This is a genomic window from Cupriavidus pauculus (genome assembly GCF_003854935.1).
Lineage (GTDB): Bacteria > Pseudomonadota > Gammaproteobacteria > Burkholderiales > Burkholderiaceae > Cupriavidus > Cupriavidus pauculus_C.
Genome location: NZ_CP033970.1, coordinates 1785301 through 1799642, shown reverse-complemented (window position 1 = coordinate 1799642; position 14342 = coordinate 1785301). Strand labels below are relative to the sequence as shown.

Here is a 14342-nt window from a genome sequence, read left to right as displayed (position 1 = left end):
TCTCCTCTTTGGGTTTGTTCAACGTGACCTGCTGCGGCATGAATTTTGGATAATCCATAATTCATGCACGCGTGCCTGGGATAGCTGGGCGATAAAAGCTCCTAGAGAATGGAAAGGCGGGGCGACGGCCGTGCGCCGGTGTGCAGCACGTCCATCAGTTGGAACAGTTGGCCATCTTCGGGACGGATGTCATCGGGCTGCCATTGCGGGCGGACCAGCGATGTCACGAACACCGAGCCGTCCGGCCCCGGGCACGGCATGCTGGGCGCCTGGCATGGCAGCGCCACGGTGAAGCGCCGCGCCCCATCGCCAGGCGCATAGACGTTGAGGCGCCCGGCCGACACGCCTGCCGACCAGTAGTTGCCGGCGTCGTCCACAAAGGCGCCATCGGGCCGCCCTTCCTGCTCGCCGGCCTTGATCCACGGCGCGATGGCGTCGAGCGTCCCCGTATCGGCCTGCCATCGCGCCCGATAGACCACGCCGGCGAGGCTGTCGGAGAAGTAGAACGTTTGCGCGTCGGCCGCCCATGCGAAGCCGTTGGCGATGTATAGGCCATCGTGCACGACATGGCAGCGGCCGGACGCATGCAGCGCATGGATGCGACCCGTGGGCTGGCGCGCCCCGGTGTCGTCCATCGAGCCGAACAGGAACCAGTTGCCACAGGGCGATACCCGCCCCTCGTTCAGGCGGTTGCCCGGCCGGTCCGGCTCGGGATGCGCCACGGTGCGGAGCTTGCCGGTGACCGGGTCCAGCACGGCCAGTTCGTCGCTGAGCGCCAGCACGATGCGGCCGTCAACGCGCCGGCAGTGCGCGCCGACGGGTTTGTCGAGATGCCAGGTGGTCATCAGCCGCGTGCGCGGGTCCAGCACATGGAAGGCTGGCGCGCGCACATCGATCCACGCGAGCTGACCGGCATCCCACACCGGACACTCGCCAACGCGGTTGCCCACGCGGAATTCCCGCAGGTGCAGCCCGTCGGCGGTACGCCGTTCGCGGACTTCAACGAGGCGCGTCGAATGCCGAACGATCACCGTCGTACTCCTCCGCGGCAAAGCTGCCGCCCTGGTAGAACTCCGCCACCGGGTCCTGGGATGTCTTGCCGCGCAGCGCCTCGGCATAGGCATCGGCCGAGTCCTGCGGCGCATAGCCCAGCGCGTAGGCACGCGAGTTGTCCCACCACGTCAGCGAATTGTGGGACGCGCCGTAGACCAGGGCCTCATCGAACGCCGCCGTCAGGCCGACGCGCACCAGTTGCGCCAGATCGCGCGGGCTGATCCAGTGCGACAGCATGCGGGCATCCAGCGGCGCATCGGAGCAATGGCCGATACGCATGCCGAAGGCCCTGATGCCGAATTTCTGCGCATAGAGGCTGGCCACGGCCTCCATGAACACCTTCGACACGCCATAACGCGAGTCCGGACGCGCCGCATCGTTGCTCCCGATGATGACCGAGCGGGGATACATGCCGACCGCATGGTTGGAACTCGCATAGACGATGCGGCGCACGCCGGCCGCGCGGGCCGCTTCCCAAAGGTTCGCCACGCCCGCCACGTTGGCCGGCAGAATTACGTCCCACGCGGCTTCACGCGGATAGCCCGCAAAATGCACGATGGCGTCAGCGCCTTGCAGCATCGGCCCCAAGGCATCGGCGTCTTCCAGCGAGCACTGCCACGCCGTCTCGTTCGGATGCAGCGTGGCAACGGCACGCTGGTCGCACAGCCGCACTTCACCGGCCATTTGCGCCAGCAGCGGCCGCACGTGCTGCGCCAGGCGCCCCGCCGCGCCGGTCAGCACCACGACTGGCAAGGTTTGCTCAGGCATAGCGATGACGCTCCCGCGACTGCCAATCGGCGTATTCGGCCTGCAGCGCCGGGTTCAGCAGCGGATACAGGCCCGGCAGCGCGCTGCCCGCCAGGATCTTCTCGTTGACCCAGTCCTCGTACATCGTCTGGCCGATCGACTCCTGCGCCACTTCCTCGGCCAGGTGCTGCGGGATGCAGACGATGCCTTCCTCGTCCGCCACCATGATGTCGCCGGGATAGACGCTGACGCCCGCACAGGCGATGGGCAGTTGCAGGTCGACCGCATGGTGGCGAATCAGGTTGGTCGGCGCCGACGGGCGCGTGTGCCAGGCCGGGAACGCCATGTCCGCGATTTCAGGGCTGTCGCGGAAGCCGCCGTCCGTGACTACCGCGGCGCCGCCCCGCTTCCACAGGCGGGTCACCAGCAGGTTGCCCGACGACGCCGCGCTGGCGTCGCCCCGGCTGTCCATCACGAGCACGTGGCCGGCCGGGCATTCCTCGATGGCCACGCGCTGCGGGTGGCGCGGGTCCTCGAAGGCGCTCATCGGGTCCAGGTCTTCGCGCGCGGGGATGTAGCGCAGCGTGAACGCCGGCCCCACAAACCGGCACGCCTGCGGGTTCAGCGGCTTCAACCCCTGCAGGAAGACGTTGCGAAAGCCGCGCTTGAACATGATGGTGGTCAGCGTGGCAGTGGAGACCCGCATCAGGATCTCGCGCGATTTTTCGGACAAAGGCATGGTCGTCTCCATGGTTCTGTGATCTTGAGGTTATCAGTCGGTCAGGCGGGCCCGGCTGCGCCGCGCCTGCAGATACGGGATTTCGTGCTCGGTGCCGGGCTCCCAGCCGCCCGCTGGCAGCGCGATGTTGCGCTCGCTGGGATGCGCGGCGACGAAGGCGTGATCGAGCGAGGTGCCAAGGCCCGGTTCGGCGGGCACGTCGATATATCCATCGCTGGCCTGCAACGACCGCGTCACGGCGGCCTGCTTGCCATCCCAGTCCGGCTCCAGCCGCTCCAGGATCAGCCCCGTGGGCGACGCGGCCATCCAGTGGACCGCCGCGAACTCGGCCACCGGCCCGAGCGACCCGGAATGCGGCGCCACCAGCAGCGCCCTGGCCTCGGCCAGCGCCGCGATCTTCTTGAGCTGCGTCGGGCCGCCGGTGCGTCCGGTGTCAGGCTGCACCACATCGACAAGACCGCTGCCGATAAGCTGGTCGAACTCGGCCAGCGTCCCCAGCCGCTCGCCAGATGCCAGCGGCAGCGCCACGCTGTCGCGCACACGGCGCCAGCCGAGCGCATCGTCGGGCGCCACCGGCTCTTCCAGGAACAGCAGGTTCGTCCCTTCCAGCGCGCGGCCCACCGCCACAGCGTCGGCACCCGTGAGCCACGCCGGGCCGTGCAGGTCGACGATGAGGTCGACATCCGGCCCGATGGCTTCCCGAATCGCCCAGGCACGTTCCACGATCTGCCGGGTGCCGCCCACCTTCAGCGCCCGCACGCCGCGTGCCACGGCGGCACGGGCGGTGTCCGCGTCCTTGACGTGCGCGTAGTAGGGAACCCGGTCCCGCACGCGGCCGCCCAGCAAGTCGCAGAGCGGGCGCCCCAGTGCCTGGGCCTTGAGGTCCCACAGCGCAGTGTCGATGGCGGCCAGCGCCCCGCCACCGACGACGCCCAGATGGCCGTGGCCCATCGTCGCCACGCGCAGCTTCTGGTGCAGCCGTTCGGTCTGAAACGCATCTTCGCCCACCAGCAGCGGTGCCAGGTCAGGCAGCGCGGCGGCCACCACGCGTGGCCAGCCGGAGCCTTCGCCCAGGCCGACCAGTCCCTCTTCCGTATGGATCTCCGCGAACAACCAGTTGCGGCCCGATGCCAGTGCGCTTTTGCCCGCCCCGCCCCATGCGGTATGCGTGGGCGCGCCTGCCTGCATCAGATGAACGTTGACCCGAGTGATTTTCATGGTTGCCAATGCGCTTACTGCGGCTTGATGTTGGCCGACCTGATCAGCGCGGACCAGCGGTCCAGTTCGTCGACATAGAGTTTCTGGAAATCGGCCGGGGCCGCGCTGGGCTTGACCTCCATGCCAAGCGCCTGCACCCGCGCGCGAACGGCCGGCTGCTGCAGGGCCTGGTTCAGCGCGTCGTGCAGCCGGGCGATGACCTGCGGCGGCGTGCCGGCCTTGACGGCCAGGCCTTGCCAGCTACGGATAAAGGTCTCCTTGGGCAGCTCGGCCTGCGGTGCCGTGGGCGCGGCAATGCTGGCCACCGGTTCGGCCTGCATGACCGCCAGCGGGCGCACCTTGCCGGCTTCGATATACGACTTGAGGGTGCCGGACCCCAGGTCGAACATCACGTCGACCTCGCCCGACATCAGCCCCTGCAGCGCGGGCGTGCCGCCGCGGTAAGGCACGTGCAGCGCCGGCACGTGTTCCGCCCGCTTGAACAGTTCCAGCGCCAGGTGCGACGACGTGCCGATGCCGCCGCTGCCCACGCGCAGCCCGCCATCGGTGCGGCGCGAAGCCGTGACCACGTCGGCCGCCGTCTTGTACGGCGACGACGCCGCAGCCAGCATCAGCACCGGCACGCTGGTCATCTGGCCCACCATCGCAATATCGGTGCGCGGGTTGTAGGGCACGCCGATCATCGACGGATTGGTGGCCAGGTGGATCGCGGCGAAGATGACCGAATAGCCGTCGGCCGGCGCGGCCAGTGCGGTCTGGGTGGCGATGTTGCCGGACGCGCCGCTGCGGTTGTCGATCACCACGGGCTGCCCGAGCGACTTGGCCATCTGCTCGGCCACGGCACGCGCCACCGTGTCGGCGGCACCGCCGGGCGCGAAGCCCACGATGAGCTGGATGGGGCGGGACGGATAGGGTGCGGGCGCCGCGGCGCCGCTTTCGGCCAGCCCAAGGCTGGCGGTCATCAAAAACGCAAGGCGCAGGACGCCCTTACCGAATGTCATTTCGGCTGTCTCCTTGTTGATTGGAAATTTTCTCGTGGCGCCCGGGCGGGCGCGCACGGCTAGTGCGGCTTGTCGATCATGCGCAGCAGGTCGTCCCGGGCGGACTCGGCGTGTTCCAGGGCAACCTTCGCGGCCAGCGCCGCATCGCCCTTGCGCACGGCGGCTACCAGCTTCCGGTGCTGCGCGATCACGGCGTCCTTGCGCTGCGCGCCGTAGCCCAGCGATCGCCGCAGCGCATCCACCAGGCTAGACCGGGACCCCAGCACGTCCACGGCCGGCTGGTTGCCCGCCACGCCGTTGAAGACGCGGTGGAATTCGCGGTTGGCCGCCACGCACGCGCCGATGTCGGTGCCCGTCACCAGTTCCTCGTGCCGCAGCCGCGCGGCGTCGATGGCCTGCAGGTCCTCGGGCGTCGCCAGCGTGGCTACCTTGGCGGCCAGCATTTGCTCGATGGCGCCGCGCATGTCGTAGATGTTGGCGATGTAGGTGGCGTCGACCGTGGGAATCACGGCGCCACGGTGCATCTGCATGTCGATGATCCCCTCGCCCTGCAAGTGCAGCAGCGCTTCGCGAACCGGATTGAGGCTCACCTCGTACCGGTCGACCATCTGCGCGAGCGTGATATGCGCGCCGAGCGGCCAGACGCCAGCCGCGATATCGGCCCGGATCTGCTCGCGGAGCCGGACGTACGTGGGGGTGTTGATACGTTGCATGGTCGTGGAAACCCGGTTGCGTTTGGTGGAACGTGACCTTACTATACATTGGATTTTCCAAAATCCAAAATCCAATGAGATACGAGAACCTGATCGACGGGCAATGGATCGGCGCCGAGCGGTGGGCGCCGAACATCAATCCTTCGGAAACCACGGAGGTCGTCGGCTACGCGGCCCTGGCCACGCCGGACATGGCCGAACAGGCGATTGCCGCCGCGTCCAGTGCCTTTCCCATGTGGTCCCAGAGCCCCGTCCAGCAGCGCGCCGACGTACTGGAGCGCGTGGGCCTGGAAATCCTCGCCCGCAAGGACGAGCTGGGCCGGCTGCTGGCCCGTGAAGAAGGCAAGACGCTGCGCGAGGCGATTGGCGAAGTCACGCGCGCCGGCCACATCTTCAAGTACTACGCGCAGGAAGCGCTGCGCCCCCATGGTCAGCACCTGCCCTCCACCCGGCCCGGCATCGAGGTAGAAGTCACGGCCGAGCCTGTCGGCGTCATCAGCATCATCACGCCTTGGAACTTCCCGATCGCGATTCCCGCCTGGAAGATCGCCCCTGCCCTCGCCTTCGGCAATTGCGTGGTGTTCAAGCCGGCCGAGCTGGTGCCCGGCTGCGCCTGGGCGTTGGCCGACATCCTGTCGCGCAGCGGCCTGCCGCACGGCGTGTTCAACCTCGTGATGGGCCACGGCGCGGAACTGGGCGCCACGTTGACCACCGATCCGCGCGTGACGGCCATCTCCTTCACGGGATCGGAGGCGACCGGACGACGCATTGCAGTCGCCGCGGCAGCGGCCGGCAAGCGGCTGCAACTGGAGTTGGGGGGCAAGAATCCCCTTGTGGTGCTGGACGATGCCGCGCTGGACGTGGCCGTCGACGCCGCGGTACAGGGCGCCTTCTACTCCACCGGTCAGCGCTGCACGGCAGCGTCCCGGATCATCGTCGCCGACGCCATCCACGACCGCTTTCTTTCCGCCTTCGTGGCAGCGACAAGCCAGTTGCGGGTGGGCCATGCGCTGGAGGACCGCACCGATATCGGCCCCGTCGTCGATGCGGTGCAGCTCGACAAGAACCTGCGGTATGTCTCGATCGGGCAGGTCGAAGGGGCGCGGCTCGTGGTCGGCGGCGAGCGGCTCCGTACCGATACCGAGGGATTCTTCTTCTCGCCAGCCATCTTTGCCGATTGCCACCCGGACATGCGCATCGCGCGGGACGAAATCTTCGGCCCCATCGCGGCCGTGCTGCGCGCCCGCGACGACGACCATGCGCTGGCGCTGGCCAATGACTCCAGCTTCGGCCTGTCGGCCGGGGTGTGCACGCAATCGCTGGCGCGGGCCACGCGCTTTCGCCGCGGGCTTCAGGCCGGGATGGTGATGGTCAACGCGCCCACGGCGGGCGTCGACTACCACGTGCCGTTCGGCGGCACCAAAGGTTCCTCATCGGGCCCCCACGAACAAGGCTGGGCAGCGCGGGAGTTCTTCACAACGAGCAAGACCGCATACATCCGGGCCTGACACCGGCGCGCCAACACACGTTTTCGCAGTCCCACGGTGGCGCGCCGCAATCGGCCGCCGCCTTACATCCATCCAAAAAATCACGGAGACAACATGAGGAAGATCATCCTGCCGCTATGCGTGGCCTGCGGCGGTGCGAGCCCGACACTGGCCCTGGCGCAGTCAAGCGTCACGCTGTACGGCCTGGTCGATACCACCATCCGCTACACCACGCACGAGAATGCGAACGGCAGCGGCAAGGTCCAGATGGGCGACGGCGTGCTGACCGGCACGCGCTGGGGCCTGGCCGGCACGGAAGACCTGGGCGGTGGCTACCAGGCGTTGTTCGTGCTGGAAAACGGCTTCCTGCCCGACACGGGCATGGCCTCGCAGGGCGGGCGCCTGTTCGGCCGCAAGGCTTTCGTCGGCCTGTCAGGCGACTTCGGCACGCTGAAGCTGGGCCGCGACTTTACCGTGATCCACGAAGTCATCGCCAGTTACGACACCATGGCGCTGCCCAACCTGGGCCTGGTCGCCTTCCAGAGCGGCAACTACACCGGCGGCGTGCGGCAGGACAACATGCTGAAGTACGCGGGCACGTTCGGCCCCGTGACGCTGGCCGCGCAACATGCCTTCGGCGAAGTCGCCGGCAGCTTCAAGACATCCTCGTCCACCGGGGCCAGCGTGACGTACGCCAGCGGCCCGCTCAAGCTGGCCGGCGGCTACCAGGTCATGCGCGACACCAGCACCTACTTCGGCACGGTCGTGCCCCGGAGCGACCAGCAGGTCTGGTCCGTCGGCGGCACGTACAAGCTGGGCAGGACGCAGTTCAACGCCGGCTTCACCCGGAGCACGTACAACAACGCGGGCTATCGCGACAACGCGTTCTACGCGGGCGCCAAACACTCGTTCAGCGACGCATGGATGCTGCTGGTCACCGGCACCTACGACCGCATGAAGATCAACGGCGACAGCGGCAACCGCTTCACCGGTGCGGTCATGCTGGACTACAACTTCAGCAAGCGCACCGACGTCTACATCGAAGCCGACTACACGACCCTCAACGGCACATGGCGCACGCTGGCCGCGCAGCCCACCTTCGTCACGCCGTTCTACGGCCATGGCACGCGGATTGGCGTGACGACCGGCATTCGCCACAAGTTCTGAATCGGGGTGCGTGCCAGCCGGGCGGCGGTGAGGGGTCCGGCTGGCACGAGGCTAGAGGAGCCGATTTCGTGCAGAGGCTATTGCAGCCACTGCCCCATCATGCGCAGGATCTCCGCCTTCACCTCTGCGGGATTCATCGACGCCTTGTTCAGCCCCCCTACCCCCCAAAACACTCCGCCCCGATCTTGTAGCCCGCGGCGGATTCCACCGCCTGCGTCACGAACGGCAACGTCATCGGATTGCCGATTTCCTTGTGGAAGGCGACCCAGAGTTCCAGCGCGGGAACGTCCCGATCCGCCAGGCGGCGATAGACCACCCCCTTGATGGGCTGCGCGGCGGCGGACGCCGGCACCAGCGACACCGCGATGCCGGCCGCCACCATGGACATCATCGCGTGATGGCGCGCGGCGTCGTGCATGCGCAGCGGCACCACGTTGTGCTCGGCCAGCCAGGTCATCATCAGGTCGTGCGCGTACTGCCCGAATCGCCGTTCCAGCGTGGCCAGGCTCTGGCCGTCGAGGTCGCGGGCGTGGACCTTGCGCTGCGTGGCCAATGGATGATCGACCGGCACGGCCAGCACGTAGGGCTCTGACATCAGCCGCCGCGCCTGCAGGCGCGGATCGGTAACCGGCGGCCGCAGGATGGCGACGTCGAGTTCGTTGCGCAGCAGGGCCTGCAGCATGGCCTCGGAGCTGATCTCGCGCAGCGAGTACAGGACGCCGGGCACGCGCGCGGAAAACCGGCGCAGGATGTTTGGCACGAGTTCCACAGCGGAGATTGCCGTCAGGCCGATGCTGAGATGGCCGACGTCCTCGCCCCGGTTGGCCTGCGTCACCATCTGGCGGGCGCGATGCTCGATATCGAACAGCTTCTCGGCCTCGGCGCGCAAGACCTGCCCTGCCGGCGTCAGCCGCACGCTGCGCTTGGTGCGCTCGAACAACTGCGCGCCGATCTGGGCTTCGAGCTGTTTGATCTGCAGGCTCAGCGGCGGCTGCGTCATGTTCAGCCGGCGCGCGGCGCGCGTGAAATTCAGTTCGTCGGCCAGCACCAGGAACGAGGTCAGCACACGGAGTTCGAGCGGGTTGTACATATACAGGCGCTGTATAAATGAGATACAGAAGTAATATTGGAAATATAACTCGCCTGGTCGCAGAATGTCTTCACCCGGCCGCCCCATGCGCCGTGACAACGACAAGATGCGAGACATGACCATCCAGCACCCCATCGACGACCGCCTGCCGGCGCTGCTGCGCGGCGACCAGCCCCTGCGCGGCATCTTCACGGCAATGCCCAGCCCGGCCCTCGTGGAAATGTGCGCCTATGCCGGCTTCACATTCGTCATCATCGACAACGAACACGGCGCCGCGGATTTCGAAACCACCGAGCATATGCTGCGCGCGGCGCGGGCCAGCGGCATTATTCCCGTGGTGCGCTGCTTCATGGAAGACATCCCCCGCGTGCTGGACATGGGTGCCAGCGGCGTGCAGGTGCCGATGATCGAGACCGCCGACGATGCGCGCGAGCTGGTACAGCGCGTGCGCTACCCGTCCATCGGCCGGCGCGGCAGCGCTTTCAGCGGGCGGGCCGCCGGCTACGGCGCGTTTCCCGGCGCGGCGCATACGGCGCGCAGCAATGCGGGCGTGGCGCTCATCGCGATGATCGAAACGCCCACGGGCGTGGCCAATGCCGAGGCCATTGCCGCCGTGGATGGCATCGACGCGGTGTTCGTCGGCCCCAACGACCTTGCCCACGCGATGGGCTATGGCAACGACTGGAAGACGCCCGCCGTGGCCGCGGCCATCGAGCAGGCGCTGCGTGCGGTCCAGTCGCAGGGCAAGTGCGCCGGCATCATCGCGCTCAGCCCCGATGACGAGCGACGCTATGGCGCGTTCGGTGCCCGCTACTTCGCCACGGTCGCCACCAGCCTGATCACCCAGGCGTTCCGTCAGGCCGCCCAGGGCGGGCAGGACGTCGTCTCACCCGCGTTGCGCTACTAGCGCGTCGCGCCGGCCCGCGCGCGTTCTGGTGCGCCCGCCGGCATCCAACCATTTCAAGACATCGCAGGATCGCAGCCGCGACCGGGCGCAGTGCGTCCCGGCGTCGTGCGCGCCTGGCACTCATCCAAGGAGATACAGCATGGCCCAATACTTGAAGACGTCGAAGCCGCAGGCAGTGAAGACCGAAATCCAGGCGCAGGTGCGCGACACCGTCGCCGGCATCCTGGCGCAGATCGCCAGCCGGGGCGACGCTGCGGTGCGCGAGTACTCCGCGCAGTTCGACAAGTGGGAACCGAAGCAATTCCGCCTGTCGCAGGCGGAAATCGAAGCGTGCGTGGCGTCGCTGTCGCCCGATGTGCTGGCCGATATCCGCTTCGCGCAGGACCAGATTCGACGCTTCGCGCAGATCCAGAAGGATTCGATGCGCGATGTCGAGGTGGAGACGCTGCCGGGCGTGGTGCTGGGCCACAAGAACCTGCCCGTCAACAGCGTCGGCTGCTACATCCCCGGTGGCAAGTATCCGCTGGTGGCATCGGCCCACATGAGCGTGCTGACCGCAAAGGTGGCCGGCGTGAAGCGGGTGATTGCCGCCGCCCCGCCGTTCGATGGCAAGCCGTCGCCGGCCATCGTGGCCGCCATGCATCTGGCCGGCGCCGACGAGATCTATTGCATGGGTGGCGTGCAGGCCATCGCCGCGATGGCGCTGGGGACGGAACACATCGAACCCGTCGACATGATCGTGGGCCCCGGCAATGCCTATGTGGCCGAAGCCAAGCGCCAACTGTTCGGCCGCGTGGGCATCGACCTGCTGGCCGGCCCGACGGAGACGCTGATCATCGCCGACGATACCTGCGATGCCGAACTCGCCGTGGCCGACCTGCTGGGCCAGGCCGAGCACGGCCCCAACTCTCCCGCCATCCTGCTGACCAACTCGCGCGCGCTTGCCGAAGCCGTGCCGGCCGAGATCGCGCGCCAGCTGGCCATCCTGCCGACGGCGCCGATCGCCCGCGTGGCGTGGGAGGAATACGGCGAGATCATCCTGTGCGATTCGTACGAGGAGATGGTGGCCGAGGCAGACCGCATCGCGTCGGAGCATGTGCAGGTCATGACCCGCGATCCGGACTACTTCCTGCAGCACATGACGAACTACGGCGCGCTGTTCCTGGGCGCCCGCACCAACGTGTCCTACGGCGACAAGGTCATCGGCACCAATCACACGCTGCCGACCACGCGCGCCGCGCGCTACACGGGCGGGCTGTGGGTGGGCAAGTTCATCAAGACCTGCACGTACCAGCGCGTGACGACCGACGAGGCGTCGGCCATGATCGGCGAGTACTGCTCGCGGCTGTGTGCGCTCGAAGGCTTTGCCGGGCACAAGGAACAGGCCGACATTCGCGTGCGCCGCTACGGCAAGCCGCGCCACGCAGCATGAGCAACGCCGCGCGCACGGCCATGAGCGGGCAGATCGATTTCACGGGCAAGGTGGTCGTCGTGACCGGCGCCACCGGCGGACTCGGTTCCGCCATCTGCCGCGCATTCGCCGAGATGGGCGCGTCGGTGGTGGCCGGGTACAACCGCTCGGCCGACGACGCCCTGGCGTTGGCGCGCGCCCTGCCCGTGCCCGGCCCCGGCCAGGTCAGCCAGATCGGCCATGTGGCCGTGCCGTTGCCAGTGACCGACAGCGCCGCGCTGGCGCGCAGCGCCGCCCAAGTAGCCGAAGCGTTCGGCCGTGTGGATGTGCTGGTCAATTGCGCGGGCACCACGCGGTATGTGCGGCACGATGACCTCGACGGGCTCGACGATGCGCTCATCGACATGGTGCTGGCCACCAACGTGCGCGGGCCGATCGCGATGGTGCGGGCATTCCGCACGCTGCTGGAGGCGGCGGACAGCCCGGTCATCATCAACATCTCGTCCGTCGCGGCGCGGACGGCCATGGGCAGCAACATCGCCTACTGTGCGTCCAAGGCGGCGCTGGACAACGTGACGGCGTCGCTGGCCCGCGCACTGGCGCCACGCATCCGCGTGCTGTCGGTCTCGCCCGGGCTCGTCGACACCGATTTCGTGCGGGCGATGGACCCGGCCTGGCGCGACATGCAGGCGCGGCTGACACCGCTCGGCCGGCTTGCCGACCCCGCTGAAGTGGCCACGGCGGTACTCGTGGCCGCTGGCGCGATGCCGTTCACCACTGGCGTGGCAATTCCCGTCGACGGCGGGCGGCCCTTGTACTGACGCCCTGCCTCGCCTTACCTTCCCAGAACAACATGGAGACTGATCATGAAAGCCCTAGCCCACCGTGCCGCGTGCATCGCGCTTGCCATTGCCGGACTGTCGCTAGCCAGTGTCGCCACCGGCGTGCGGGCCGATACGTGGCCTAGCAAGCCGATCAAGCTTGTGGTGCCCTTCTCGCCCGGCGGCGTCACCGATGCCACCGCGCGCATCGTGGCCGAAGGCTTGTCGAAGCGGCTGGGACAGCCGGTCGTCATCGACAACAGGCCCGGCGTCTCGGGCATCCTGGGCACGCAACTGGTGGCGCGTGCCGACGCCGATGGCTACACGATCATGGAAGGGACCATCACGACGCACGCCGTGAACCCGTTCTTCTACAAGAAGCTCAACTACGACCCGTTGAAGGACTTTGTGGCGGTGAACCTCGTGGGCACGGTCAGCAACGTGCTCGTCGTGGCGAATGACAGCCCCTACAAGTCGGTGGACCAGATTGTCGCGGCGCTGAAGGCCAAGCCCGGTTCGCTGACCTTCGGCACGGCCGGGCCCGGCAGTTCGCAGCAGTTGTCGGGGCAGCTGTTCCAGAGCATCACCGGCACGCAGTTGCAGCAGATCTCCTACAAGGGTGGCGCCGCCGCGATGACGGACCTGATCGGCGGGCAGATCGACCTGGTGTTCGAGACGGTGGCGGCGGCCAAGCCGATGCTCGATGGCAAGCGCGTTCGCGCACTGGGGGTGTCGTCCAGCCATGCGCTGGCGAGCCTGCCCGGCGTGCTGCCGCTGGCTGACCAGGGCCTGAAGGGCTTCGAGATGCAGTCGTGGCAAGGCATCTTCGCGCCGGCCGGCACGCCGAAGCCGATCGTCGACCGGCTGTCGAGCGAGATCTCGGCGGTCGTCAATACGCCGGCGGTGCTGCAGCGGCTGCGTGCGCTTGGCGTCGAGCCGCAGCCGATGACGCCCTCCACGTTTGCCGCATTCCAGAAAGCGGAAATTGCAAAGTGGGGCAAGGTCACGCGCGACACGGGCGTGCAGCCTGAGTAACGCGGGGCGGCCGTGGTCGCGGCCGACGCTGGATTCCGGATTCAGCGGAGGGCCGACCAGATCGCATAGATCACGGCCGCCCAGACGCCGGCCACCAGCGCGATCCCCCAGTAGGAGGTCGGCTTGTCGCGCCGAGCTTCGAACCAGCGGTCAGCCTGTGTGCGGCAGTCCGCCAGCACGTGGTCAGGCATCAGTTTGACCGCCAGCCAGATCAGGCCGGGCAGCAGCAGGACGTCGTCGACGTAGCCCAGCACCGGCATGAAATCGGGCACCAGGTCGATCGGGCTGAGCGCGTACGCGACCACGAAGACGCACAGCGCCTTGGCCAGCACGGGCGTCCCCGGATGCCGACAGGCGAACCAGAGCGTCACGCCGTCGCGCTTGATGCGTCGCGCCCAGGCGCGCAGGTTGGTAAGGATGGCCATCTTCAAGGGGGCGTGGGACGCACGGCGCATGCCGTGCCAAGGGTGCCGGAAAGTTGCTTATTTTGCAGGAACGCGGAACAAGCGCAGGTCGAAGGCGCGTTGCCGGGGTAGCGTCAGTCCAGCGGCAGCGCAATCCCGCTTTTGGCAAAGACCTCGCGCACCACGGAGAGCCCGTTCAAGGCGGCAGGAAACCCCGCGTACACCGCCATCTGCATGACGACTTCCACCACCTCGCGCGGCAGACAGCCGACGTGCAAGGCCGCATGCACGTGTACGCGGAGCTGCGGCGAGGCATTGCCGAGCGCGCACAACGCCGCAACGGTCGCCAGTTCGCGCTCGCGCAGGCCCAGTCCATCGCGGGCGTAGATATCGCCAAACGGAAACTCGACGATGTAGCGGGCGAAGTCGGGGAACGACCGGGCGAGGTTCTTGACCACTTCCTGACCGGTGGCGCCATCGACGGCTTCCAGCATGCGCATTCCGCGTGCGTAACGATCGGCGTTCATCGGGCATCTCCCCGGCAATCAA

General features: G+C 67.8%; 15 protein-coding genes. 6 read left to right on the top strand and 9 right to left on the bottom strand.

Features of this window, described 5'->3' with window-relative positions; translation table 11 throughout:
• Nucleotides 1-101: 101 nt before the first annotated feature.
• Genes EHF44_RS26165 through EHF44_RS26140 form a run of 6 tightly spaced genes read right to left on the bottom strand, consistent with a single transcriptional unit; the run spans nt 102 to nt 5471 of the window.
• Nucleotides 102-1031 (bottom strand): SMP-30/gluconolactonase/LRE family protein, encoded by a 930-nt coding sequence (locus tag EHF44_RS26165; protein WP_172966186.1) that lies wholly within the window; start codon nt 1029-1031, stop codon nt 102-104.
• A complete protein-coding gene (locus tag EHF44_RS26160) occupies nt 1000-1821 on the bottom strand; it encodes an NAD-dependent epimerase/dehydratase family protein (RefSeq protein WP_124686576.1) in 822 nt (273 codons plus the stop codon). Before EHF44_RS26160 ends, EHF44_RS26165 begins: the two co-directional genes overlap by 32 nt.
• A complete protein-coding gene (locus tag EHF44_RS26155; protein ID WP_124686575.1) occupies nt 1814-2539 on the bottom strand; it encodes a ribonuclease activity regulator RraA in 726 nt (241 codons plus the stop codon). The genes EHF44_RS26160 and EHF44_RS26155 overlap by 8 nt, the downstream gene beginning before the upstream one ends.
• Before the next feature lie 33 nt (nt 2540-2572).
• The gene (locus tag EHF44_RS26150) at nt 2573-3757 is read right to left on the bottom strand and encodes a mandelate racemase/muconate lactonizing enzyme family protein (RefSeq protein ID WP_124686574.1); all 1185 of its coding nucleotides are present in this window, start codon (nt 3755-3757) and stop codon (nt 2573-2575) included.
• A gap of 14 nt (nt 3758-3771) precedes the next feature.
• Entirely contained in the window at nt 3772-4758 is a 987-nt protein-coding gene (locus tag EHF44_RS26145) for a Bug family tripartite tricarboxylate transporter substrate binding protein (protein ID WP_124686573.1), read from the bottom strand.
• 59 nt (nt 4759-4817) lie between these two features.
• Complete coding sequence (locus EHF44_RS26140; protein WP_124686572.1) at nt 4818-5471, bottom strand: GntR family transcriptional regulator; 654 nt, start codon at nt 5469-5471, stop codon at nt 4818-4820.
• A gap of 74 nt (nt 5472-5545) precedes the next feature.
• Between EHF44_RS26140 and EHF44_RS26135 the strand changes: the two genes are divergently transcribed.
• Both EHF44_RS26135 and EHF44_RS26130 read left to right on the top strand, forming a co-directional pair.
• Nucleotides 5546-6979, top strand: a complete 1434-nt coding sequence (locus EHF44_RS26135) for an aldehyde dehydrogenase family protein (RefSeq protein ID WP_124686571.1) — start codon at nt 5546-5548, stop codon at nt 6977-6979.
• Between the two features lie 93 nt (nt 6980-7072).
• Nucleotides 7073-8125: a porin gene (locus tag EHF44_RS26130; RefSeq protein ID WP_124686570.1), complete on the top strand. Its 1053-nt coding sequence runs from the start codon at nt 7073-7075 to the stop codon at nt 8123-8125.
• Between the two features lie 157 nt (nt 8126-8282).
• Here the strand turns inward: EHF44_RS26130 and EHF44_RS26125 are convergent, their stop codons facing one another.
• Nucleotides 8283-9215, bottom strand: a complete 933-nt coding sequence (locus EHF44_RS26125) for a LysR substrate-binding domain-containing protein (RefSeq protein ID WP_172966185.1) — start codon at nt 9213-9215, stop codon at nt 8283-8285.
• 115 nt (nt 9216-9330) lie between these two features.
• Between EHF44_RS26125 and EHF44_RS26120 the strand changes: the two genes are divergently transcribed.
• The 4 genes from EHF44_RS26120 to EHF44_RS26105 all read left to right on the top strand — a co-directional run bounded on the left by EHF44_RS26120 (nt 9331) and on the right by EHF44_RS26105 (nt 13389).
• Nucleotides 9331-10122: an HpcH/HpaI aldolase family protein gene (locus EHF44_RS26120; protein ID WP_124686568.1), complete on the top strand. Its 792-nt coding sequence runs from the start codon at nt 9331-9333 to the stop codon at nt 10120-10122.
• A gap of 139 nt (nt 10123-10261) precedes the next feature.
• A complete protein-coding gene (hisD, locus tag EHF44_RS26115) occupies nt 10262-11554 on the top strand; it encodes a histidinol dehydrogenase (RefSeq protein WP_124686567.1) in 1293 nt (430 codons plus the stop codon).
• On the top strand, nt 11551-12354 hold the full coding sequence (locus tag EHF44_RS26110; protein WP_253700229.1) for an SDR family NAD(P)-dependent oxidoreductase: 804 nt from the start codon (nt 11551-11553) through the stop codon (nt 12352-12354). The genes hisD and EHF44_RS26110 overlap by 4 nt, the downstream gene beginning before the upstream one ends.
• Before the next feature lie 45 nt (nt 12355-12399).
• Nucleotides 12400-13389 carry a Bug family tripartite tricarboxylate transporter substrate binding protein gene (locus EHF44_RS26105; RefSeq protein ID WP_124686566.1) on the top strand — a complete coding sequence of 330 codons (990 nt, stop codon included), beginning with the start codon at nt 12400-12402 and terminating at the stop codon, nt 13387-13389.
• A gap of 41 nt (nt 13390-13430) precedes the next feature.
• Here EHF44_RS26105 and EHF44_RS26100 read toward each other — a convergent pair whose 3' ends face one another.
• Both EHF44_RS26100 and EHF44_RS26095 read right to left on the bottom strand, forming a co-directional pair.
• On the bottom strand, nt 13431-13814 hold the full coding sequence (locus tag EHF44_RS26100; RefSeq protein WP_124686565.1) for a YkvA family protein: 384 nt from the start codon (nt 13812-13814) through the stop codon (nt 13431-13433).
• Nucleotides 13815-13927: 113 nt separating this feature from the next.
• Entirely contained in the window at nt 13928-14320 is a 393-nt protein-coding gene (locus tag EHF44_RS26095) for a carboxymuconolactone decarboxylase family protein (RefSeq protein ID WP_124686564.1), read from the bottom strand.
• Nucleotides 14321-14342 lie beyond the last annotated feature (22 nt).

Coding starts and splice junctions, on each gene's coding strand:
- hisD (WP_124686567.1), top strand. CDS start 10,262: ATGGCCCAATACTTGAAGACGTCGAAGCCGCAGGCAGTGAAGACCGAA.
- EHF44_RS26130 (WP_124686570.1), top strand. CDS start 7,073: ATGAGGAAGATCATCCTGCCGCTATGCGTGGCCTGCGGCGGTGCGAGC.
- EHF44_RS26145 (WP_124686573.1), bottom strand. CDS start 4,758: ATGACATTCGGTAAGGGCGTCCTGCGCCTTGCGTTTTTGATGACCGCC.
- EHF44_RS26105 (WP_124686566.1), top strand. CDS start 12,400: ATGAAAGCCCTAGCCCACCGTGCCGCGTGCATCGCGCTTGCCATTGCC.
- EHF44_RS26160 (WP_124686576.1), bottom strand. CDS start 1,821: ATGCCTGAGCAAACCTTGCCAGTCGTGGTGCTGACCGGCGCGGCGGGG.
- EHF44_RS26155 (WP_124686575.1), bottom strand. CDS start 2,539: ATGCCTTTGTCCGAAAAATCGCGCGAGATCCTGATGCGGGTCTCCACT.
- EHF44_RS26110 (WP_253700229.1), top strand. CDS start 11,551: ATGAGCAACGCCGCGCGCACGGCCATGAGCGGGCAGATCGATTTCACG.
- EHF44_RS26150 (WP_124686574.1), bottom strand. CDS start 3,757: ATGAAAATCACTCGGGTCAACGTTCATCTGATGCAGGCAGGCGCGCCC.
- EHF44_RS26125 (WP_172966185.1), bottom strand. CDS start 9,215: ATGTACAACCCGCTCGAACTCCGTGTGCTGACCTCGTTCCTGGTGCTG.
- EHF44_RS26135 (WP_124686571.1), top strand. CDS start 5,546: ATGAGATACGAGAACCTGATCGACGGGCAATGGATCGGCGCCGAGCGG.
- EHF44_RS26100 (WP_124686565.1), bottom strand. CDS start 13,814: ATGGCCATCCTTACCAACCTGCGCGCCTGGGCGCGACGCATCAAGCGC.
- EHF44_RS26140 (WP_124686572.1), bottom strand. CDS start 5,471: ATGCAACGTATCAACACCCCCACGTACGTCCGGCTCCGCGAGCAGATC.
- EHF44_RS26120 (WP_124686568.1), top strand. CDS start 9,331: ATGACCATCCAGCACCCCATCGACGACCGCCTGCCGGCGCTGCTGCGC.
- EHF44_RS26095 (WP_124686564.1), bottom strand. CDS start 14,320: ATGAACGCCGATCGTTACGCACGCGGAATGCGCATGCTGGAAGCCGTC.